The 21,023-nt window shown below is 62.2% G+C and carries 20 protein-coding genes; 12 read left to right on the plus strand and 8 right to left on the minus strand.

Annotation, left to right across the window (positions count from 1 at the left end):
- Positions 1–24 precede the first annotated feature (24 nt).
- On the plus strand, positions 25–444 hold the full coding sequence (locus tag ACOSV0_RS29140; RefSeq protein WP_434110515.1) for a winged helix-turn-helix domain-containing protein: 420 nt from the start codon (positions 25–27) through the stop codon (positions 442–444).
- A gap of 38 nt (positions 445–482) precedes the next feature.
- On the opposite strand, the gene ACOSV0_RS29145 is transcribed toward ACOSV0_RS29140, so the two are convergent.
- Together ACOSV0_RS29145 and ACOSV0_RS29150 are read right to left on the minus strand one after the other, a co-directional pair.
- Positions 483–1,832 carry a DUF2325 domain-containing protein gene (locus tag ACOSV0_RS29145; protein WP_434110517.1) on the minus strand — a complete coding sequence of 450 codons (1,350 nt, stop codon included), beginning with the start codon at positions 1,830–1,832 and terminating at the stop codon, positions 483–485.
- A gap of 152 nt (positions 1,833–1,984) precedes the next feature.
- Positions 1,985–2,596, minus strand: coding sequence for a hypothetical protein (locus ACOSV0_RS29150; RefSeq protein WP_434110518.1), 612 nt, complete (start codon positions 2,594–2,596; stop codon positions 1,985–1,987).
- Positions 2,597–2,901: 305 nt separating this feature from the next.
- Between ACOSV0_RS29150 and ACOSV0_RS29155 the strand changes: the two genes are divergently transcribed.
- Positions 2,902–3,381: a nuclear transport factor 2 family protein gene (locus tag ACOSV0_RS29155; protein ID WP_434110519.1), complete on the plus strand. Its 480-nt coding sequence runs from the start codon at positions 2,902–2,904 to the stop codon at positions 3,379–3,381.
- Between the two features lie 87 nt (positions 3,382–3,468).
- Positions 3,469–4,347 (plus strand): 2OG-Fe(II) oxygenase, encoded by an 879-nt coding sequence (locus tag ACOSV0_RS29160; RefSeq protein WP_434110521.1) that lies wholly within the window; start codon positions 3,469–3,471, stop codon positions 4,345–4,347.
- 9 nt (positions 4,348–4,356) lie between these two features.
- Here ACOSV0_RS29160 and ACOSV0_RS29165 read toward each other — a convergent pair whose 3' ends face one another.
- The 4 genes from ACOSV0_RS29165 to ACOSV0_RS29180 all read right to left on the minus strand — a co-directional run bounded on the left by ACOSV0_RS29165 (position 4,357) and on the right by ACOSV0_RS29180 (position 8,682).
- Positions 4,357–5,001, minus strand: coding sequence for a cation diffusion facilitator family transporter (locus ACOSV0_RS29165; protein WP_434110523.1), 645 nt, complete (start codon positions 4,999–5,001; stop codon positions 4,357–4,359).
- Between the two features lie 318 nt (positions 5,002–5,319).
- A complete protein-coding gene (locus ACOSV0_RS29170) occupies positions 5,320–5,754 on the minus strand; it encodes a GNAT family N-acetyltransferase (protein ID WP_434110525.1) in 435 nt (144 codons plus the stop codon).
- Positions 5,755–5,866: 112 nt separating this feature from the next.
- Positions 5,867–7,303, minus strand: coding sequence for an MFS transporter (locus ACOSV0_RS29175; RefSeq protein ID WP_434110526.1), 1,437 nt, complete (start codon positions 7,301–7,303; stop codon positions 5,867–5,869).
- A 497-nt stretch (positions 7,304–7,800) separates the two neighbouring features.
- The gene (locus ACOSV0_RS29180; RefSeq protein WP_434110528.1) at positions 7,801–8,682 is read right to left on the minus strand and encodes an isocitrate lyase/PEP mutase family protein; all 882 of its coding nucleotides are present in this window, start codon (positions 8,680–8,682) and stop codon (positions 7,801–7,803) included.
- A gap of 170 nt (positions 8,683–8,852) precedes the next feature.
- Here ACOSV0_RS29180 and prpR point away from each other — a divergent pair, with 170 nt between their 5' ends.
- The 4 genes from prpR (at position 8,853) to ACOSV0_RS29200 (ending at position 14,827) form a co-directional block, all read left to right on the plus strand.
- Positions 8,853–10,880, plus strand: a complete 2,028-nt coding sequence (gene prpR / locus ACOSV0_RS29185) for a propionate catabolism operon regulatory protein PrpR (RefSeq protein WP_434110530.1) — start codon at positions 8,853–8,855, stop codon at positions 10,878–10,880.
- A gap of 136 nt (positions 10,881–11,016) precedes the next feature.
- Entirely contained in the window at positions 11,017–11,580 is a 564-nt protein-coding gene (gene ahpC, locus ACOSV0_RS29190; RefSeq protein ID WP_434110532.1) for an alkyl hydroperoxide reductase subunit C, read from the plus strand.
- Positions 11,581–11,731: 151 nt separating this feature from the next.
- Positions 11,732–13,324 carry an alkyl hydroperoxide reductase subunit F gene (gene ahpF, locus ACOSV0_RS29195; RefSeq protein WP_434110534.1) on the plus strand — a complete coding sequence of 531 codons (1,593 nt, stop codon included), beginning with the start codon at positions 11,732–11,734 and terminating at the stop codon, positions 13,322–13,324.
- Between the two features lie 348 nt (positions 13,325–13,672).
- A complete protein-coding gene (locus tag ACOSV0_RS29200) occupies positions 13,673–14,827 on the plus strand; it encodes an alkane 1-monooxygenase (RefSeq protein ID WP_434110536.1) in 1,155 nt (384 codons plus the stop codon).
- 92 nt (positions 14,828–14,919) lie between these two features.
- Here the strand turns inward: ACOSV0_RS29200 and ACOSV0_RS29205 are convergent, their stop codons facing one another.
- A complete protein-coding gene (locus ACOSV0_RS29205; protein ID WP_434110538.1) occupies positions 14,920–15,333 on the minus strand; it encodes a DoxX family protein in 414 nt (137 codons plus the stop codon).
- 96 nt (positions 15,334–15,429) lie between these two features.
- Entirely contained in the window at positions 15,430–16,155 is a 726-nt protein-coding gene (locus tag ACOSV0_RS29210; protein WP_434110540.1) for a pirin family protein, read from the minus strand.
- Between the two features lie 135 nt (positions 16,156–16,290).
- On the opposite strand from ACOSV0_RS29210, the gene ACOSV0_RS29215 reads away from it, so the two are divergent.
- From ACOSV0_RS29215 to ACOSV0_RS29235, 5 genes are all read left to right on the plus strand, one after another.
- On the plus strand, positions 16,291–17,169 hold the full coding sequence (locus ACOSV0_RS29215; protein WP_434110542.1) for a LysR family transcriptional regulator: 879 nt from the start codon (positions 16,291–16,293) through the stop codon (positions 17,167–17,169).
- Between the two features lie 514 nt (positions 17,170–17,683).
- On the plus strand, positions 17,684–18,226 hold the full coding sequence (locus ACOSV0_RS29220; protein ID WP_434110544.1) for an Lrp/AsnC family transcriptional regulator: 543 nt from the start codon (positions 17,684–17,686) through the stop codon (positions 18,224–18,226).
- A 134-nt stretch (positions 18,227–18,360) separates the two neighbouring features.
- Entirely contained in the window at positions 18,361–18,873 is a 513-nt protein-coding gene (msrB, locus tag ACOSV0_RS29225) for a peptide-methionine (R)-S-oxide reductase MsrB (protein ID WP_434116187.1), read from the plus strand.
- A 19-nt stretch (positions 18,874–18,892) separates the two neighbouring features.
- Positions 18,893–19,636 carry a peptide-methionine (S)-S-oxide reductase MsrA gene (gene msrA / locus ACOSV0_RS29230; RefSeq protein ID WP_434110546.1) on the plus strand — a complete coding sequence of 248 codons (744 nt, stop codon included), beginning with the start codon at positions 18,893–18,895 and terminating at the stop codon, positions 19,634–19,636.
- 443 nt (positions 19,637–20,079) lie between these two features.
- A complete protein-coding gene (locus tag ACOSV0_RS29235; RefSeq protein WP_434116189.1) occupies positions 20,080–20,976 on the plus strand; it encodes a MipA/OmpV family protein in 897 nt (298 codons plus the stop codon).
- Positions 20,977–21,023 lie beyond the last annotated feature (47 nt).

The raw sequence follows: 21,023 nt of genomic DNA on the forward strand, positions 1-21,023 counted from the left end.
GGCGGTTCGTGTATGCTTTCGCGCATGGCTGATACCACGAAAACCAAACCAGCACCCGCGACGAAATCCGCGACAAAGGCTGTAACCAAGGCTGTAAAGCCGCGCCCCGAAGTGCGCTTCAGAATGCGCATCCGCAGCGGCGATGCTGTCGCGCTTGGGCCGGGCAAAGTCGAACTGCTCGAAGCCGTGCGCGAATACGGCTCGATCTCCGCTGCCGCGCGCAGCCTCGGCATGTCGTACCGGCGCGCCTGGCTGCTGATCGACGAGTTGAACCGCTCGCTCAAAGCCCCCGCCACGCACTCGGAGCAGGGTGGTCAAAGCGGCGGCGGCTGTACGCTGACGCCGGTCGGCGAGAACATCATTCGTCTGTACCGCGATGTCGAAGTAGAGGCGCAACGAAGCTGTGCGAAACAGATCGCCGAGCTGACGAGAATGATTCGCTGATCGCGCCTTCACGCGTTGAGGTTTTCACGCCTCAAGTTTCAGCCGTGGCGCAGGCAAAACGCCGACGGTGACGGGCTGCCCAACTGGGCAAGATGCTCTGGGCGCAGGCGGTCCATCAATTCGACAAAGCTCGCCACGCTCGCCGTGCGCAACGGGTGGTAGTCGATCCGATGGCGTTCGCAAACGCGCTTGAGCGTATTCATCGAATCGTGATCGACGCAGTCGACTGGAAACACGACGATATCCGCGCCCGGCAACGCGGTCGCAAGCAGACCTTTGCGATCTTCCACGCCGCCGTCGTGCACCACGAAATCACCGCCGGCGGCCTCCACCAGCCGCTTGAGCGCGGAATTCGAACCGGGCCGGCCGCCCACATACACAATCCGTTTGCCGCGTACGCCGTCGAGGCTGGCTTGCCGCGTCCCCGCACCATGGCTGTCAGCGGCCTCCACCGTCGCGCGTTCCAGCGCATCGCATTCGCTTTGGACCAGCTTGAGCAGCGCCAACGCCTGATCGTGGCTCTTGCGTAACCTGAGCGCCGCGCCTTGTTCCTGCAGCACGCGCTGTTCCGCGGCCTCCCGGCGGCTCGTATGCAGCGCCACCCGCTGATCGGTGTCGGCCAGCTTGCCGCGCAGCGCAGCGATCTCGGCTTCGAGATCGCTGGGATCCGTTGGCGTCTGCCGTGTGGCCAGGGCGGTGAGTTGCACGATCTGCTCGTTGAGCGCAGCAATCGACGCGTCGCGCTGCATGCTGATTTCCTGTAGGCGGCTTTGCTGCCGCTCGATCTTCTCTTTCAACTCGGCGTTTTCCGCTTCGAGCGCAACCAGTCTGCGGATGTCCGCGCGATTAGCCGCGCCGACCAGATGCGACAGCATGTGCAGGTCGCCGAACGCTTTCTGGCGTACGTGCAGGGTTGCGTACGGATGCGTCATCAAAGCCCAGTAAGCGGGCGGGATGTCGCCGCTTTTCAGCGCTTCATTCCAGAGCTTGAGCAACTCGACGTCGTCGGCGGCTTTGTCGAAGTGGCGGATCGCCATCGCGTAGTGCTCGTCGAGCAATTTGTGCAGGGCTTTGGCGCCCGCGCCGCCATCGATTGCGAGTTCGACCGCCGAATGATGAATCTCGAGATCGCTCGCGTCCCGGCGATCGAGGTTGGTGAATCTGGGCACCAGCTTGCGCAGTTCGTGCGTGCTGAGGCAGGTACCGATGATCGAACAATGCAATTGCCCGTCGAGTTCCGCGAGGCGCGCGCGCCGTTTGGTGTTCGGCAACGACGCCTTGGCGGGTGTGCAGCACGGGTCGGCTGCGCGCAAGCCGGTACCGGCGGCTTCGTCGCCGGACAGTTTGAGGCGCTGGGGCTGGGCGAGACGAAACGGCGGCGTGTGCATGAGGACCTCGAATCAGGTTCTGGCGTCAGGCTGACTGAATGCGCGTGCTGGACACGCTCGCCGTGCAAGCGCGACTGGCGATATGTTCGAAAGGATATAGCGATAGGCCAGATAAAACGTTCATGTGCGCGTTCATGTGCGGCAATGATGAATCAGTCGTTTGAGCGGACGAGGATGGACTCCGCGCGTGAGGGGCGCGGAGAGGCAGCGGGCGCTGCAGCGATAGTGCGTCCGGCGGCGCGCCGGGCGGCGGTGGGTGCGGTATCGCCGGCTGCCCGTGCATGCTGCTCCAGAACGTGCCCAACGCACAGGCCGATAAATGCCGTGTCGAGCCGTTCGAGTTCCGCCACCACCTTGCGTAACGCGGCCAGGTCGTTGCTGAACGCATCCGAGAAAATCGCGTCGCGAAGCTGTTCGGCCGAGCGCGCTTCTTCGATCGAAGCTTTCAGATCGCGCAGACGGACGAACGCCGCCACCTTGGCCTGCTCGGCCAGGATCGACAGCAACTGATTCAGTGAGTGCGAACCCGACGTGCCCACCGATGCAAAGTTCAACTGGTCGTCCGTCAGCATCAGCACGAAACGCTGCACGCTGCCGTAAAGGCGCCGGTAGGCATCGACGACATCGCGGATCAGCTCGGCGCGGCCGCGTTCGGACGCCGACTTCACCGCGACGATAGTCGACGAAAGCCCTTTCGGGGCGCGTCCCGCCGGTTCGGACAAGGTGGATCGCAAGGTGGGTTGCAATATGGGTCGGCTACGCACTGCTGCTGGCTCCTGCTTGCTTGTTTCTGCCTGTTTCGCTTCGTCGTACGCGCCCGGCGGGCAAGCCGCCGCGCTTTACGAGAGCATACCGTGATATTCGACAGGATATAACGAAAGCCGCCGCGAGGGTAGCGGAGGCCGCCCGAGCGGGCCTTACCGCCCTGGCAGCCGCCATGCCGCCCGTCCGCTCCTGAGCGCCCCGGCCGCCCGGTTTTCCGATATTGTGCTGCTCGTGCGCGCTCAAACCTCGGCGCGTGCTCCTTTCCGGGCCGTTTCCACGGCCAGGCAACGCACAGTACAAGAAAATGAGCCATCCCAACACGGAACTGATCGAGCGGTTTTACACCGCGTTCCAGCAGCGCGACGCCGAAGCCATGGCGGCCTGCTATGCCGACGATGTGGTCTTCAGCGATCCGGCATTCGGCGAGCTGCGCGGAGACGAGGCGCGCGACATGTGGCGCATGCTGGTGGCGCGCGCACAGGACTTTTCGCTGACCTTCGACGGCGTCGAAGCGGACGATCTCAACGGCTGCGCCTACTGGGTGGCCCGTTACACCTTCAGTCAGACGGGCCGTACGGTGGTCAACCGCATCGACGCCCGTTTCGTGTTTCGCGAAGGCCGCATCGCCGAACACCGCGATACCTTCGACCTTTGGCGCTGGACCCGCCAGGCCTTGGGGATCAAGGGCGCGCTGTTAGGCTGGACACCGTTCGTGCAGCGCGCAATCAGGGCGCAGGCGAGAAAAGGGCTCGACCTCTATCGTCACCGGCAGCGCAGCATCTGACAGGACGGCCCGGCTGCCATCCCCCAGTCTTGCTATGAGCCGGCCAGTTGATGCAGTATTTCGTGACATGGACAAGCGGGGAGCGGTATGCCGGTAGTGGATGCGTCATGGGAAGAGTGGCTGAGCAGCAATGTCGCGCGCGGTTGCAGCATCGACTCGATGATCGACGCGATGGTGCAGGCCGGTTTCGCCACGGAAGCCGCGCGTGCCGAAGTGCACAAGGCGTTCGGCATGAACCCGGCGGACGCGGCGGGTTCGCCATCGGCAGCGACCGAGGCGGCGCTCGCAAAAGCCGCGCCGCAAACGTACCAGTACGACGAGTCGCCGGTTGCGCGTGGCAATGTGATCCGTGCGCACGATCGCGATGTCCGCGTGTTGATGCGTTGCGAGCGGCCGCAAGTGATCGTGTTCGCGGATGTGCTGTCGCCGGACGAGTGCAACGAGATGATCGAACGCTCGCGTCATCGGCTGAAACGCTCCACCACGGTCAATCCCGTCACCGGTAAGGAAGACGTGATCCGCAACCGCACCAGCGAGGGCATCTGGTATCAGCGCGGCGAAGACGCGTTCATCGAGAAGATGGACCGCCGCATATCCGGCCTGATGAACTGGCCGGTCGAAAACGGTGAAGGCCTGCAGATTCTGCATTACGGTACGACCGGCGAATATCGTCCGCATTTCGACTACTTCCCGCCCGATCAGGCCGGCAGCGCGGTGCATACCGCCCAGGGCGGCCAACGGGTGGCGACCCTGGTGATCTATCTGAACGACGTACCCGACGGCGGCGAAACGATTTTTCCCGAAGCGGGTATGTCAGTCGCGGCGAGGCAAGGCGGCGCGGTGTATTTCCGCTATATGAACGGCCAGCGTCAACTCGATCCGCTGACGTTGCACGGCGGCGCGCCGGTGCTCGGCGGCGAAAAATGGATCATGACGAAGTGGATGCGCGAGCGCGCCTACGGTTAAGGCTTCGTGCTAGTCGGCCGCGTGACCTGCAGCCGTTTTTCCCGCTGTGCCGGCTGACAGTTGCTGGAATGCGCCGCGCGCGCTGACGAACCCCATGCGCATGATCATCAGGCCGATTGCCGCGCCTGCCACATGGTCGAGCATCGGCAAACCCGCCATGCTGCCGGCCACGCCCACGGTCGCGACCAGCGCCGACACCGCATCCATGCGCGCATGCCATGCGCTTGCCAGCAGAATCGCCGAGCCGGTGCGCCGGCCTTGGGCGCGCATGTAGCGGAACAGCGTTTCCTTGGCGATCGTGACGAACCCGCTGACGGCGAGGGCGACGATTTGCATCGCCGTGCTGCCGCTCAACGTGGCGGTTTGTCCGATGCTGTGCCAGAGCATTTCGGCTGCTGTGACGATCAGCAACGCGGCGATGAAGAGGGATGCCACGGCTTGCGGGAGGTTGCTGTCCCCGTCACGCGGCGTTGCATTCGCGTGTTTCGTGCTGAGGAACAGCACGATAAGCACGATGCTGTCGGCGGCCAGATCGCTCAGAGTGTGGACGCCGTCCGCGAACAGTCCATCCGAATGCGCGGTTAAGCCAATGGCGATCTGCATCGCCATGAGGAAGGCGTTGAGCAGCGCGCTGACGGAGGCGGCTTTAAGCAAGGCGGCCGCCTTTCGTAGCGCGGTTCTCGCTGTCGTTGTTGCGCACGGAAGGCTGTGGCATCGGGTCGGGACGGATTATGTTGTTGCAGAAAATTACCCGTCCAACGTGGCGCGCGGATGACAGTGCGGCAGTGGCTGTTTGCGATCAAGGACGCCCCGGCTGCGCAAGCGTGCGGCATGTCGCCCGTTCTTTCGGCTGGCACGTCAAGCTTTCAAAACCGTGCGCATTACGCTCAACGGCGGCCGTCCATCGATCCCGTGCCTGCTGGTGTGTCGTCAATGCATGGCCTGGCTATCAGCTGCCGCCCCGCGCTTCGCTCAGGCCGTTTTATAGACGTCCGGATTGTGCAGTTCCATATAGCGCTCCGGCGCCGTCAGTTCCCTGAAGCCGTGCGGCGTGTAGACGTGATGAGCGTCGGTCGTTACCAGCACGATTCTGCGCAAACCGGTCAGAGAGGGGCTGGCGAATACGTGCTTCATCAACGCTGACGCGTAGCCCTTGCCGCGGTACGCCGGCAGCACGAATACGTCGCACAGGTAGGCGAATGTCGCCTGGTCCGTTATCAGGCGGGCAAACGCGATCTGCTTGCCTTCGATATATGCGCCGAAACATAGCGATCCCGCTATCGCCCGGTCGAACGTCTCGCGCGGCATGCCCTTCGCCCAAGCTGTTTCCTGTGACAGGAACGCGTAGATCATCTCGATGTCGAGGTCGGCCTTGTTGCTTGAAATCGTCAGCTCGTTAGCTTGCACCGCGTGTCTCCGCCTGTTCTGGTTAAGCAATCAAAGGGTACGGCTTTGGGTTCGGCGCCGTTGCTGCAGCGCCGCCGGCATCGTCAGATTTTCCGTTCGGCCTGCCTTGCGCTCAGCTCTTCGCCGGGTCCTCGACGCCACGCGAACCACCGCCGATGCTCTGTCCGGCATCGCGCGCGAGACCGAGGTAACCGGTCACGGACATCAAGGTCAGCACGCCGGCAAACAGAAACGCCAGGCGGAAATCGTCCAGCGTGAAAACACGCCCGGTCGTCTCGCCATTGAAGAACGCTGCCGCCCGTAGCGAGACGGCGCCGAAGGCAATGCCCAGACCGATCGTCATCTGGGCGGCGGCGCTCCACAGCGTGCTCGCCGCGCTCATCTGCGGCTGCGCGACATCGGCGTAGGCGAGGGTGGCAAGCGTCGAGAATTGCATGGAACGCGCGACGCCGTAAATGAACACCACGAACAGAACGAGCGCGAGCGGTACATTCGGCGTCAGCAGCCCGCAGGCAATGATGAAAACGCCGGCGACCGTCACGTCGACAATCGACACCATCCGGAAACCGTAGCGTTGCAGGATGCGGGTGGTCAGCGCCTTCATGCCGAGATTGCCCAGCGCGCTGGCCAGTAGCAGAAGGCCCGACTTGAACGCCGACAAGCCGAAGCCGACCTGGAACAGCAGCGGCATCAGATACGGCACTGCGCCAATGCCGATGCGGGTGAACGAGCCGGTGACCACCGTCACGGAGAAAGTCGGGATTTTCAGCGTGGAGACGTCGATTAGCGGATGCGGGTGACGCTTTGCATGCTGGAACGCCACCACGCCCATCAGCAATCCGCCGACGATGAACGCGCCCGCCACCCAGGGATTCTCACCCGGCTGGCTTGCCAGTTCCGCGCCGTACAGGATCGCCGTCAACGTCGCGGCGCTCAGCAGGAGGCCGACCACGTCAAGCGGCTTGCGTTCGGTGCCGCGCAGGTTCGGCACCAGCGCGAGCGCAACGGCCATCGCGGCCAGACCGAACGGCACGTTGAGCAGAAAGATCCAGCGCCAGGACGCATAGGTGGTGATGAAGCCGCCCACCGGCGGCCCGACCACCGGCGCGGCGATGGCCGGCCAGGTGATGGTCGAGATCGCCTGCATCATCCGGCTCTTTTCCGTGCTGCGGACCACGATCAAACGGCCCACCGGCACCATCATCGCGCCGCCCATGCCTTGCAGCAGCCGCGCGGCGGTAAACTCGGTCACGTTCTGCGACAGGCCGCACAACACCGAAGCCACCGTGAACACGCCGATCGCGCTGAAGAACACCGTGCGCGAGCCGCAGCGGTCGGCGACCCAGCCGCTCACCGGAATAAAAATCGCCAGCGCCAGCATGTAAGCTGTCATGCCGAGGCTCAGGCTGTTCGGCCCGACGCCGAACGAGTGCGCCATCTGCGGCAAGGCAGTGGCGATCACCGTGGTGTCGAGATACTCCATGAAGAAGGTTGCCGCGACGACGTACGGCAGCCAGCCGACATGCGAGTTGCGTGTGCCGCTGCTCATTGCACCGTCCTCGCCGCCTTGCCGTTGCGTGTGGATTCGACGATGTCTTTAGCGCCTTTTACGCCTTTAACGTCTTTAGCGTGTCGGCCTGTCCCGCGCGATTGTGTTGACTTCATGTTCTTGCGACAACCTTTTGAAAGCGTGTTTCCGGCGTCCCTCGGTAGATGAGCAACGAGGCCGCGGTCTGTTTGGTGCTAGCGGAGCTATGCGGGGAAAGACCCACTTATGGCCTTTTTCATGGACGATGCGCCTGGGCCGCTCCCGCTTTGCCACCGGCGCGGATGTCGTGCAGCCATCGCTCCTGAACCACGGCCCCTCGCCGCCAGCCCTGCATCGTAACGCAACAATTCGCGGCACACAGCGGGACGCAGCGGGACACGGCAGCCGATGCCGGCACACGGCGACACGGCGGCAGACGCCAGTGCGCCGCCGCAGACAAAGGCGCGCGGCGACAACCCGTGGCGTGCACCGCGCCGGAAACACGGTTTTCTTGCCGCTCAGTCCTTCGCCGCGTATTCGCGATCGAGCTTGTCGTACAGCGGCTTGTTCACCAGGCGCTGGCGTTCGCTGAACGGCGCGACGAGCGTCGCGTCTTCGTCGAGACGGCCATTGTTCTTCAGCGTGCCGAGCGCGCGTTGCATGCCGAGCACCGCGCCTTGCAGCGCCGCGTTCGCGTACAGGACGATGCCGTAGCCGAGCTTGGCGAGCGCTTCACGCGATTGCACCGGTGTCTTGCCGCCGATCACGATGTTGATCAGTTGCGGCGTGTCGAAGAGCGACGGCAAACGCTCGATGTCGGCAAGCGATTCGGTCGCTTCGATAAACAGAATGTCGGCGCCGGCCTCGATGAAGCGATGGCCGCGCTCGATCGCGTCTTCGATGCCATGAACGGCAGCCGAATCGGTGCGCGCCATGATCTGCAGGTTGCCGTCTTCGCGGGCGTCGACAGCCGCGCGGATCTTGCCGACCATCTCGCTGGTGCTGACCACTTCCTTGCCGGCGAAGTGGCCGCATTTCTTCGGCATGATCTGGTCTTCGAACTGGATCACGTCGGCGCCGCTGCGCTCGAGCACGCGCACGGTCTGGCGTACGTTTAGCGCGTTGCCGAAGCCGGTGTCGGCGTCGACGATCAGCGGCAGCGCGACCGCGTCGCGAATCCGCGCGCAATGTTCGGCGACTTCGGCGAGTCCGATGAAGCCCAGATCGGGCAAGCCGAGCGACATATTGGTGACGCCCGCACCCGTGATGTAGATCGCCTCGAAGCCGGCATCTTCAATCACGCGCGCGCTCATGGCGTTGAAGGCGCCCGGCACGAGCAGGCCCTGGCGTTGATTGACCTTGGCGCGGAACGCGGCGCGGCGATTGGCGGAAGTGCTCATGGTGATGTGTCTCCAGATGGGAAAGTGGGTGATGGAACGCCGGGCTGGAAGTGCAGGAAGCATGCCATTCGCGGCTCTCAGGATTTGTGTCGAACAATCAGCAGCTTGGACGGAAAGGGTGCGGCGGCGCGGTTCATGGCAGAATGCTGGAACGTTCCATGAAACGTTTCATGGAACGTTCCAGTCACGAGCGGAGCGTCGCAGTGTCCACTTTCATGCCGTCCCTTGCCAATTCCAATTCTGGCCGCCCTGGCGTTGCATTGGTGAGTATCAGCCGCTTGCAATCGCTTTGCGAGACGGTTGCGCCTCGTTACACCGGGCGGGCCCGGTTCTTTTCGGTCCGGGAAGGTTACGGCGCCGCCGTCACGGCCCTGCAAGCCTATGTGGACGCGGGTTCGGTCGATGTCGTGCTGGCAGCCGGATCGAATGGCGCTTACCTGCGCGACCACCTGAGCGTGCCGGTGGTGATGGTCAAGGTGAACGGCTTCGACGTGCTGAGCGCGATCACCCGCGCCACGACGACCTGGCCCGGCGCGCAGATTGGCCTGGTCCTGCATGAAACCATCTCGCACGAACTCGCGGACCTGAGCCCGTGGCTGAACGTCGGCCTGAAACAGCGCGCTTATCGCTCGGTCGACGAAGTGCGGCTGGCGGTCGGCAATCTGGCGGCCGAAGGCTGCAGCGTGATCATCGGCCCCGGCATGGCCTGCGATTTTGCCCAGCAAGCGGGTCTGGAGAGCGTCTTTCTATACTCGCTGGGCGCGGTGGAAGAAGCGTTCGAGCGCTCGGTCGAACTGGCGCGCGTGAGCCGCCAGAAGGAATCGAAGCGGGTGCGCCTGAACACGATCGTCGCCCACTTGCGCGACGGCGTGGCCGCTTTCGACGACGCCGGTCAACTCGAAGCGGTCAACCCGGCGATGCTTGAGCTGCTTGGCCTCGACGCGTCGAAGGAAGTCGTCTTGGGAGGCCGCGAACCGGACGTCGCGGCGCAATTGACGCGCGTCATCGGGCCGTTGTTACGCGAGACGCTCGAGCACGACATGCCGGTCGAGGAGCGTATCGAGCAGATCGGCGGCCGCGCATTGATCGTCAACTGTGTGCCGATCGTCGAGCAGGGTTTGCGTTCGGGCTCGGTGGTCACCGTGCAGGACGCGCTGGTCGCGCAGCGGATCGACCGCTCGCTGCGTACCAGCCAGCGGCCGAAGCATCTGGTCGCGCGGCATCATCTGGACGATCTGGTCGGCAGCTCGGCGGCGCTCGAACGGGTGCGGCGGCTCGCACGCGCAGGCGCGGCTCACGATGCCACCGTGCTGTTGAGCGGCGAAAGCGGCACCGGCAAGGAACTGGTCGCGCAAGGTATTCACAATGCCGGGCGGCGGCGTGGCAATCCGTTTGTGGCCTTCAATTGCGCGGCGCTCCCCGAAGGGCTGATCGAAAGCGAACTGTTCGGTCACGAGGAAGGCGCGTTCACCGGCGCGCGGCGGGGCGGCAAGCCGGGGCTCTTCGAGATTGCCCACACCGGGACGATCTTTCTCGACGAAATCGGCGAGATGCCGGCGGCGCTGCAGAGCCGGCTGCTGCGGGTATTGCAGGAACGCGAAGTCATGAAACTCGGCTCCGGGCGGGCGACTCCCGTCGACGTGCGGGTGATCGCCGCCACGCATCGCGATTTGCATGCGCTGGTCGAGCAGGGCGTATTTCGCGCGGATTTGTATTTTCGTCTCAACCTGCTTCAGATAGAATTGCCGCCGCTGCGCGAACGGCGCGGCGACGTCGCGCAACTGGCGCGGCACTTGTTAAGCCGTAGCGTGCTCCAATATGGGCTGTCGGACGCCACGTTCGAGCAGGTGCTGGCATTCCTCACGCCCCTGTTCGAGCACTATGCGTGGCCCGGCAATGTGCGGGAGCTGGAAAATCTGCTGGCGCGCGCCGCGATTTATCTGGGCGATTCGGCCGGCGGGAGCGGGCAGGATCTGCAGGCCGTGTTTCCGGAATTCGGCCGCATGCAGCAGGCGGCGGCCTTGCGAGCGTCTGTCGCAGTGGGGAACGGCAGCGGCGGCGGCGATGCTCCCGCCCGCGCGTCGCCCACCCGGGAGGACGTCATACGCGCCCTCGAACACGTCGGCGGCAACCGCGCCGCGGCAAGCCGCGCACTGGGAATCGGCCGCACAACCCTTTGGCGGCTCATGAAAGACTGATCCGGTGCAATAGCCAGCGGAAGGTCGATAAATAGCGTATGACTATCATCATGATTAAAACAATCCGCTTTACCTATTAAGCGTCGTCTGACATACTGACTCCACTTTCCAACCACTCCGAAAGAGGACTCAGCAAATGCCGATCATCAATAGTCAAGTCAAACCGTTCAAGGCACAGGCTTATCACAATGGCGATTTCGTGACCGTCACTGAAGAAAGCCTGAAGGGCAAGTGGTCGGTTTTCGTTTTCTATCCGGCTGACTTCACGTTTGTTTGCCCGACGGAACTGGGTGACCTGGCCGATCGTTACGCCGAATTCCAGAAGCTCGGCGTTGAAATCTACAGCGTGTCGACCGATACGCACTTCACGCACAAGGCATGGCACGACACGTCGGACACGATCCAGAAGATCAAGTACCCGATGATCGCTGACCCGACCCTGGCGATTTCGCGCAACTTCGACGTGCTGATCGAAGAAGAAGGTCTGGCACTGCGCGGCACGTTCGTGGTCAACCCGGAAGGCGAGATCAAGCTGTGCGAAGTGCACGACAACGGCATCGGCCGTGACGCTGGCGAATTGCTGCGCAAGGTTCAAGCTGCGCAATACATCGCGGCTCACCCGGGTGAAGTTTGCCCCGCCAAGTGGACGCCGGGCGCAGAAACGCTGACCCCGTCGCTCGACCTGATCGGCAAGATCTAAGGTCTAACCGACCCTCGCAGTAAGCGCCTTATGGCGCACCGCTGTGCGGACCGCTTCTTACAGCGGTTCGCACGCCCCCGGGCCGCGCGCTTCCTATCCGGATGCGTGCGGCACCTGGGACCCAACACCCCTCGTCACGGAATCGAAAGCCATGCTGGACGCCAATCTCAAGACTCAGTTGAAATCCTACCTCGAAAAGGTTAGCAGGCCTATCGAGATCGTCGCGTCGCTCGACGACAGTGCGAAATCGCAAGAGCTGCTGGCATTGCTGAACGATATCGCGACGTTGTCGGAACGCGTGACCGTGATCGAGCGTCGCGGCGACGAAGAGCGCAAGCCGTCGTTTTCGATCGGCGAGCCGGGCAAGGAAACGGGCATCCGTTTCGCGGGCATTCCGATGGGGCATGAATTCACGTCGCTCGTCCTCGCGTTGTTGCAGGTCGGCGGCCATCCGGTCAAACTCGAAGACGCCGTGATCGAACAGATCCGCAGTCTCGACGGCGACTATCAATTCGAAACGTATTTTTCGCTGTCATGCCAGAACTGCCCGGAAGTGGTCCAGGCACTGAACGTGATGGCGCTGATCAACCCGCGCATCCGCCACGTGGCGATCGACGGCGCGCTGTTCCAGAACGAAGTCGAAGCGCGCCAGATCATGGCGGTACCGACCATGTTCATGAACGGCGAAGTATTCGGCCAGGGCCGCAGCGGCGTGAAGGAAATCCTCGCCAAGCTCGACACCAATGCCGGTGCGCGTGCGGCGAAGGAACTGGAAAAGAAGCCGGTGTTCGATACGCTGATCGTCGGCGGCGGCCCTGCGGGCGCGGCTGCGGCGATTTACTCGGCGCGCAAGGGTATTGCGACGGGTGTCGTGGCGGAACGCTTCGGCGGCCAGGTGCTGGATACGCTGGCGATCGAGAACTTCGTCTCCGTCACGGAAACGGAAGGACCGAAATTCGCCACGGCGCTCGAACAGCACGTGAAGAGCTACGAAGTCGACATCATGGACGTGCAGCGCGCTGAAGCGCTGATCCCGGGCCGCATCAACGAAGTGCGTCTGGCGAACGGCGCGGTGCTGAAGGCAAAGACGATCATTCTGGCGACGGGTGCCCGTTGGCGCGAAATCAACGTGCCGGGCGAGCGCGAGTACCGCAACCATGGCGTGGCGTACTGCCCGCACTGCGATGGTCCGCTGTTCAAGGGCAAGCGCGTGGCGGTAATCGGCGGCGGCAATTCGGGCGTCGAAGCGGCGATCGACCTCGCGGGTATCGTGCGTGAAGTGACGCTGTTCGAATTCGGCGCGCAATTGCGTGCGGACGAAGTGCTGCAACGCAAGCTGCGCAGCCTCGCTAACGTGACGATCGTCACGCAGGCACAGACCACGGAAATCACCGGCGACGGCAAGAAGGTCAACGGTCTGGTCTACAAGGACCTGCGTTCTGGCGAAACGAAGAGCGTCGAACTTGAAGGCGTGTTCGTGCAGATCGGTCTTGTGCCGAATACCGAATGGCTGAAGGGCACGGTGGAGTTGTCGAAGCACGGCGAGATCGTTGTCGATGCACGCGGCGCGACCTCGGTGCCGGGCGTGTTCGCTGCCGGCGACGTGACCACGGTCCCGTTCAAGCAGATCGTGATTGCGGTGGGCGAGGGCGCGAAGGCATCGCTCTCCGCGTTCGATCACCTGATTCGTCACGGCGATGAGGTTGAAGTGGCGAGCGAAGCGGAAGCTGAAGCGACAGTTTGATGATGTTGTGTGAGTAGTGAGCGGCGGCCTGCGGGCCGCCGTTTTTGTTTGTGGTTGCAGCTAGAACCCGCGTCAATACGGTTTTTACCATTTGATGATTTCGACTGGCACGCGAAGTGCGCTGCAGCAACCCGGCAAACACCCGTTTCATTCACCCGCTCGAAGCCCACCCCGAATGCCACGCCAACGGCCCCTTTGTTTGGAGTCTCCCACCTAGGCCAATTCCTTGGCTATCACGCCCGTCAGGCCATATAAATCTGGGAGTCGGGCAAGGTCCCGCCGACATGCGTACTGGCTCGCAAGCGCGCAGCTTGCCGATACCAGGCGACATAAAAAAGGAGGGAGACAATGGCAGCATCGAAAGCGGCCCCCACCCGGTGGGTCGACGGCAAACGCTATTTGTGGCTACTCGGTGCACTCACGATCACCTTGCCGCTGCATGCCGCCAATCTGGCGTTGCAAACCGGCTGGCATATTTTCTGGTGGTTCGGGCCGATTTTCGTGTTTGGCATTATCCCGGTGCTCGACTATCTGATCGGCGACGATCCGAGCAACCCGCCGGAGGACGTCGTCCCCACGCTCGAACGGGAGCGCTATTACCGCCGCGTGGTTTATCTCGCTACCTTCATCGAATATGTGTCGTTTATCGGCGCGCTGTGGATCGTCGGTACGCATTCGCTGACGTGGTACGACTATCTCGGCTTTGCGCTCTCGCTGGGCGCGGCCACCGGCGTATCGATCAATACCGCTCACGAACTCGGCCACAAGACCGACGGTTTCGAACGATGGCTCGCCAAGATCACGCTGGCGCCGGTCGCCTATGGTCATTTTTTTGTCGAACACAATCGTGGACACCACGTGCGTGTCGCGACACCGCCTGATCCGGCGAGCGCGCGCTACGGCGAATCGTTCTGGCGTTTTCTGCCGCGCACGGTATTCGGCAGCATCGCGTCGGCGTGGCGTCTCGAGAAGCATCGGCTCGAACGCCTCGGCAAATCGCCCTGGACGTGGCGCAATGAAGTCCTGCATTCATGGGCCATGACGGTAGTGTTGTGGGGCGTGATGATCGCGTTGTTCGGTAAAACAGTGATTCCGTTCCTGTTGATTCAGGCTGCGTACGGCGCCTCGCTGCTCGAAGTGGTCAATTATCTGGAACACTACGGACTTGGCCGCAAGCAACTCGCGAGCGGCCGTTATGAGCGCTGCCAGCCGCAGCATTCGTGGAACAGTAATCGCATCGTGACGAATCTGTTCCTGTATCAGTTGCAGCGTCACGCCGATCATCACGCGAATCCGACGCGCTCCTATCAGGCGCTGCGTCATTTCGACGGCGCGCCGCAATTGCCCTCCGGTTACGCGACGATGATCATGTTCGCGTATGTGCCGCCACTGTGGTTTCGCGTGATGAACCCACGCGTGGTCGCGCATTATCAAGGCAATATGGCGCAGTCGAATATCCGGCCGGCAATTCGTGAACGTGTGCTGGCGCAGTTTGCCGGCTAACCTGACGCGGATGGTTTCATGCAAAGAAAAAGCCGCACGGCCAATGCCGGGCGGCTTTTTTATCGCGCTTGTCGAAGCACAGCAGTGCAGCCTTAACGCCGGTCGATCGAATACTTGCCTGCGCCGGTCACGCACAACAACAGCAGTCCACCCATGATGCTGATGTTCTTGTAGAAGTGGATCATGTTGTCGTACTGCATCGCGCCCGTCATGTTCCAGTAGTGATGACCGATGATCGCCGTACCCAACGTATAGAGCGCCAGCAGCAGCGCGAGCGGCCGCGTATAGAAGCCCACCACCAGCGCAATGCCCACAACGAACTCCATGACGACCGCTATAGCCGCCGACAACTCCGGCGCCGGCGCGCCAGTCGACGCCATATAAGCGACGGTGCCGGAAAAGCCGGTCAGCTTCGACCAGCCGAACATCACGAACAGCACCATCAACAGGATACGGGCGACGAGAATGAGAGCGTCTTTCTGGTTTTCAAATAGCGTATAGCGCATGATTTTTCTCAGTAGATAAGGAAAGGGGCGGCTCGCCGCAAATCGGGCAGCGAGCCGTGCTTAAGCCGGCCAGGTCTTTCGACAGGGTTACGCCGCTTAAGCCCACAACTCCGACATTTCGATGTTACGCAGATCGAACACCAACACTTCCGCATCGTGACCTTGCGTGAAGGTGAGGGCCTCTTCGCCGCGGACCCGTGCGCCATCGCCTTCGCCAAGTTCGACGCCATTCACCGTGACGCTGCCGCGCGCCACGTGGATATAAGCATAGCGATTGTTGGCGAGTTCGAGGCGAGCAGTTTCGTCGCCGTCGAAAAGACCGGCATAAACTCGTGCATCCTGCTGCAGGACCAGCGAGTCTTGCGCACCGTCCGGCGACATCACGAGGCGCAACACACCGCGCTTCTGATCCGCGCCAAAGTGACGTTGCTGATAGCGCGGTGCGGTGCCTTTCTGCGCCGGTGCAATCCAGATCTGCATGAAGTGCACGGGCTCGCTCTTCGAATGGTTGTATTCGCTATGTGCGACGCCGGTCCCCGCGCTCATCAACTGGATGTCGCCAGGCACGATCACTGAACCGGTACCCATCGTGTCCTTATGTTCCAGCGCGCCTTCCAGCACGTACGAGAAAATTTCCATATCGCGGTGCGGATGCTTGCCGAAACCTTGCGCCGGCGCGACACGGTCGTCGTTGATCACGAGCAGGTCGGAAAAACCGTTCTGTTTCGGGTCGTGATAGTTCGCGAAGGAAAACGTGTGACGCGAGCTAAGCCAGCCGTGCTCCGCGCGGCCGCGTTGATTGGCGTGTCTGATTTCGAGCATCGTATTTCTCCTGGTTCTGGTTGTGCGATCCGGCCAGATGTTTGTCCGCGATCCATGAATGACAGTGTAGGTCAATCTGAATGGATATAATCATGATGAAATTGGAAACACTGTCTCGGTCAGGTGGACAATACGATGCAACTCGATGACATGCGGATCTTCGTCGCCACCGTCGACGCCCATAACTTCACCGCGGCGGCAAAGCGGCTGGCGCTATCGAAGCAGTTTGTCAGCCGGCGCGTGATGGCGCTGGAGGAGGCGCTCGGCGTGCAACTGCTGATCCGCAATACGCGCAAGCTGGCCGTGACCGAACTCGGCCAGGAGTTTTACGAGCGTGCCAGACGTATCCTCGGCGAAGTCGAAGACGCCGAGCAGGCCATGTCGCTGCGCCGGGCCGGGCCGCGCGGACTGCTGCGGGTCAGCGCGCCGATGTCGTTCGGGATGACGCATCTGTCGCCGCTGGTGGCGAATTTCCTGCGTGAGCATGCGGATGTGCGCTTCGATATGGAGCTGAGCGATCGCACCGTCGACGTGGTGGGCGAGGGGTTCGATATGGCGATCCGGATCGGCGCGTTGCCGGATTCGTCGCTGATCGCGCAGAAGCTTGTCGATGTCAGGATGGTGGCATGTTGCAGTCCGGGGTATGTGCGGCGGCGTGGGGCGCCGCTTCATCCTGCCGATCTGGCGCGGCATTCATGTCTGTTGTATGGGCATGGCGGGGCGGTGAGTTGGGATTTTGTTGTCGATGGTGTGTCGAAAGGGTTTGAAGTGCATGGGCCGTTGCGGGCTAATAATGGGGAGCTGATTCGCGATGCGGCGGTGGCTGGGTTGGGGATTGTTCGGCTTCCTGATTTTATTGTTGCCGATGCTCTGGATGGAGGGCTGCTTGTGAGGGTGTTGGAAGGGTTTTTGCCTGCGGCGGTTGGTGTTTATGCTGTTTATCCGCAGCATCGGCAGAGTTCTGTTGCGGTTCGGGTTTTTGTTGGGTTTTTGCGGGAGAAGTTTGGGGGTTGAATTGTTTTGCCTTTTTCGGTTTTGCCTTTTTCGGTTTTGCCTTTTGCAGCGCTTGTCTGTGTGCCTATGGTGTTGGCCTTTTCTTGATCACTTATTGGTTTATTAGTGTTTGCCCCTGTGCGGGGCGGCACTTACTTTCTTTGCCGCCGCAAAGAAAGATAAGCAAAGAAAGCGGCTCACACCGCTAGCTCATAAGCGGATCCCCCGCGCAGTCGCGGTAGTGGTGCATCTGGAATCTGTGTTCTCGCACATTCCGCGTTTGTGACAAGGCAGTCATTCTTCCGGCGGCGCTGCGCGCGCCGAAGGGTACCTGAAACTTCGGTGTGATTTTGTTGTTGGCTTCGCTCGTCTTTGTGCACCGTGGCGTGCATCGATTTTCCCTCATGCGCCGGATCGGTCGGGCGCCCCCTGTGTCGTGCGTGTGGCTGGGATGAGCTTGCAAAGAAATTTTGGCGGGCGTACTTTTGAAAACCGTCAACGGTCCATGACCTAATAAAGAATCCGATACGTATCTATGAGTGCAACAAAAGTTCGTCGTGTCCCAGCCTCCGAGACCACCGAGGCCGCCGCAGTTTCAGTTGCGGACGCCGAGGCGCTTCACGCGCTCGATCGCATCGATCGGGCCATCCTGCGGCAACTGCAAGCGGATGCGTCGATTTCGAATGTCGCGCTTGCGGCCAAAGTCAAATTGAGTGCGCCGGCCTGTTTGCGGCGCGTCGAGCGGCTTAAGGAGTCAGGGCTGATTCGGGGCGTCGTCGCGCTCATCGATCCGAAGGCGGTCGGGGCGGGGATGGTGGTCATCATCGGCGTCGTGCTGGATCGGTCTACGCCAGAGTCGTTTGCCGAGTTCGAGAAAGCGGCGCAGAAGGTGGCGGGGTGCATGGAGTGCCACGTCGTGACCGGTGAGTTCGACTATTTCATGATGATCCGCACGCGCGATAGCGACAGCTTCAATCGTCTGCACGCGGAACAGTTGCTCTATCTGCCCGGCGTCCGGCAAATCCGCTCGTTCATGGTGCTCAAGGAAATCCTGTCGACCACGAAATTTCCGCTGTAAGCGCCGCCGTCACACAAAAAACGCGCATGCTGTCATAAATCCCCTCGTCGTCCGACTAAGTGGCAGGACCACTCGCGGGCGGCGCGGTCAGCGCCTCGACGGGTGAACGGTACGGACTTTCCGGGACGATCATCATGGCTTGCAGCAGACGGAGTTTCTTCAGGTTAATCGGCGCGGCGTCGCTCGCCGGCAGTACCGCGGCATGGCGCACGGCAGGCGCGGCGGAGTTGGGCGCCGCGGCGGCCTACGAGGTCGCGCACAGCGACGCCGAATGGCACAAGCTGCTCACGGACGCGCAGTACCGCGTGCTGCGCGAAGCCGGCACGGAGCGGCCGTTCAGCAGCCCGCTAAACGACGAGCATCGCGCCGGCATATTTGCCTGCGCCGGTTGCGCACTGCCGTTGTTTTCGTCGAAGACGAAGTTCGATAGCGGCACCGGCTGGCCAAGCTTCTGGCAGCCGCTGGACCACGCGGTCATCACGCATACCGACAAGTCGTTCGGCATGACGCGCGACGAAGTATTGTGCCGGCGCTGCGGCAGCCATCTGGGTCACGTATTCGACGACGGCCCCAAGCCGACCGGCCTGCGCTATTGCATGAACGGCCTCGCCTTAACGTTCGCGCCCGCCGCGCGCGGCACGAGCTGATCGAATCTGGACGGACATCATGAACATCGGGAAACGCATCACGGGCAATCCGGCCCGCTCACGCGGCGCGGCGCTCGCGCTTTCGCTCGGGCTCGGCGCGCTGGCGCTGCTGCTGGCGCAGCGCGTGGCATTCTCGTCGGAGACGGCGGTGGTCATTGCACCGCCCGCAGTCGACGAGCCGGTCTCAGCCGCCACCGCGCACGAAGAAACCGCTGTGTTCGCGGGCGGCTGCTTCTGGGGTGTGCAGGGCGTGTTCCAGCACGTAAAGGGTGTCACGAAGGCGGTGGCAGGGTATTCGGGTGGTCAGCGCAACACCGCGCAGTACGAGACCGTCAGCGGTGGCGAAACGGGCCATGCGGAATCCGTACAGGTTACGTTCGACCCGACCAAGGTTACCTACGGGCAGTTGTTGCAGGTCTACTTCTCGGTGATTCAGGATCCGACCGAGTTGAACCGCCAGGGGCCGGACAGCGGCACGCAATATCGTTCGGCGGTGTTCCCGCTGAATGACACGCAGCGGCATGTCGCGCAAAGCTATATCGCCCAGCTCGAGAAGGCGCATGCGTTTCCCGCGCCGATCGTCACCAGGACCGAGCCGTTCAAGGCTTTCTATCCTGCGGAGTCTTACCATCAGAACTACCTGACGCTGCATCCGAACTCCGCCTATATCGCAATCTACGATATGCCGAAGATCGCGAACCTGAAGCGTCTGTTCCCGACGCTCTATCGCGACAAGGCCGTGCTGGTCGAAGCGGCGCAGTAAAACGTCGAGCGCCGCGTCGAAGGCGATCTTCCTTTTTCCGGCGTCGCATCGCGCGGCGCCGGCCGCCTTTTTTGTGGTTGTATTCTGCCTGTCACTATCGCCACGGGCGCGCTTGCCGGCGTCCGTCGGTCTGTCCTTTCCGCTTTCCGCTTTCCGAACCGCGCCGGGCCGATCCAGCCCGACTCTCCAGCGACCAGGCCCGCATTTTGCGCAGACGCATGCGTCGGCAAATTTTTCGCACGCGTCGGTTCGTCCGAATGCCCAATTTACGGGGTGGCATCGGGTTCGAGCGGTGCGTTTTGCCGGGAAAATGTGTGCCGTCCGCTGAAAAATTATCTGCCGTGTGTTGCAATGCAGCGGTCACCCGGATGTTTTCTAATCCGTTGTGGGCATTGGGCAAGAACATGAACCCCCTCGCGATACGCGAGAAACGGAGGTTTCTGGTGTTGAATAGCCGTAGAAAGCGGGTCGGCAAGATTCGCAATCAACAAACAGGCATCGCGGCATCATCTCTGGTTGCCGTGACTATCGGCGGGATCGGCATTCTGCCGGGTTCGGCCTTGGCCCAAACCCCGTCGCCGTTGGGCGAATGGCAGTACTCCGCAGGCATTCCGCTGCAGAAGATGTGGCAAGCGGATATCCCGGACTGGCAGTTGCGCATTGGCGCGGCGACGTCGTTCCAGCCACGTTATGAGGGCTCCGACCGGTATCGCGTGATGGCCGGCCCGAGCGTCGACGTGCGCTACAAGGACCTGTTCTTCTTTTCGAGCGGCGAAGGCTTTGGGGTCAACTTCGCGCAGGGGCAGAACTGGCGCGCGAGTCTCGCGGCCGTCTACGATCTCGGGCGGCGCGGTCATGACGATCCGGAGGAGTTGAACGGCCTCGGCAACATCAATCCGGCGCCGGGCCTCAAACTTTCAGGCGAATATGTCGTGTCGAAGGATTTCCCACTCGTGCTGCGCGCCGACGTGCGCCGCTATTTCGGCGGCTCGAACGGCTGGACCGGCGATCTGGGCGCCTATCTGCCGATGCCGGGCAGCGGCAAACAGTTCTTCTGGTTCGCCGGTCCGAACGTGACGCTCGCGGACTCCACCTACATGAACAGCTGGTACGGTGTGAACCAGAACCAGGCGGCGCATTCGCAATACTCGCAGTATCACGCGAGCGCGGGCTTCAAGTCGGTGGGCTTCGGCGTCAGCATGGTGTGGCTGTTCGACAAGCACTGGTTTGCCACTGCCGACGGCGCATTCGAACAACTGGTCGGCGGTGCGGGGAACAGTCCGATTACGCACAGCAGGGCCACCGGTGTGGCCGATATCTCCATCAACTACCGCTTCTGACGCAGCGGTTTCCGCGTTCGATCCAAAGGACGACGGCGTGCCATTGC

Origin of the sequence: Paraburkholderia caffeinilytica, assembly GCF_051027425.1 — a bacterium.
Lineage (GTDB): Bacteria > Pseudomonadota > Gammaproteobacteria > Burkholderiales > Burkholderiaceae > Paraburkholderia > Paraburkholderia caffeinilytica_A.

What these genes read in the sequence shown, in the direction of transcription:
- ACOSV0_RS29140 (WP_434110515.1), top strand. Translation starts at nt 25, where the DNA reads ATGGCTGATACCACGAAAACCAAACCAGCACCCGCGACGAAATCCGCG.
- ACOSV0_RS29145 (WP_434110517.1), bottom strand. Translation starts at nt 1,832, where the DNA reads ATGCACACGCCGCCGTTTCGTCTCGCCCAGCCCCAGCGCCTCAAACTG.
- ACOSV0_RS29155 (WP_434110519.1), top strand. Translation starts at nt 2,902, where the DNA reads ATGAGCCATCCCAACACGGAACTGATCGAGCGGTTTTACACCGCGTTC.
- ACOSV0_RS29160 (WP_434110521.1), top strand. Translation starts at nt 3,469, where the DNA reads ATGCCGGTAGTGGATGCGTCATGGGAAGAGTGGCTGAGCAGCAATGTC.
- ACOSV0_RS29175 (WP_434110526.1), bottom strand. Translation starts at nt 7,303, where the DNA reads ATGAGCAGCGGCACACGCAACTCGCATGTCGGCTGGCTGCCGTACGTC.
- ACOSV0_RS29180 (WP_434110528.1), bottom strand. Translation starts at nt 8,682, where the DNA reads ATGAGCACTTCCGCCAATCGCCGCGCCGCGTTCCGCGCCAAGGTCAAT.
- prpR (WP_434110530.1), top strand. Translation starts at nt 8,853, where the DNA reads ATGGAACGTTCCAGTCACGAGCGGAGCGTCGCAGTGTCCACTTTCATG.
- ahpC (WP_434110532.1), top strand. Translation starts at nt 11,017, where the DNA reads ATGCCGATCATCAATAGTCAAGTCAAACCGTTCAAGGCACAGGCTTAT.
- ahpF (WP_434110534.1), top strand. Translation starts at nt 11,732, where the DNA reads ATGCTGGACGCCAATCTCAAGACTCAGTTGAAATCCTACCTCGAAAAG.
- ACOSV0_RS29200 (WP_434110536.1), top strand. Translation starts at nt 13,673, where the DNA reads ATGGCAGCATCGAAAGCGGCCCCCACCCGGTGGGTCGACGGCAAACGC.
- ACOSV0_RS29205 (WP_434110538.1), bottom strand. Translation starts at nt 15,333, where the DNA reads ATGCGCTATACGCTATTTGAAAACCAGAAAGACGCTCTCATTCTCGTC.
- ACOSV0_RS29210 (WP_434110540.1), bottom strand. Translation starts at nt 16,155, where the DNA reads ATGCTCGAAATCAGACACGCCAATCAACGCGGCCGCGCGGAGCACGGC.
- ACOSV0_RS29215 (WP_434110542.1), top strand. Translation starts at nt 16,291, where the DNA reads ATGCAACTCGATGACATGCGGATCTTCGTCGCCACCGTCGACGCCCAT.
- ACOSV0_RS29220 (WP_434110544.1), top strand. Translation starts at nt 17,684, where the DNA reads ATGAGTGCAACAAAAGTTCGTCGTGTCCCAGCCTCCGAGACCACCGAG.
- msrB (WP_434116187.1), top strand. Translation starts at nt 18,361, where the DNA reads ATGGCTTGCAGCAGACGGAGTTTCTTCAGGTTAATCGGCGCGGCGTCG.
- msrA (WP_434110546.1), top strand. Translation starts at nt 18,893, where the DNA reads ATGAACATCGGGAAACGCATCACGGGCAATCCGGCCCGCTCACGCGGC.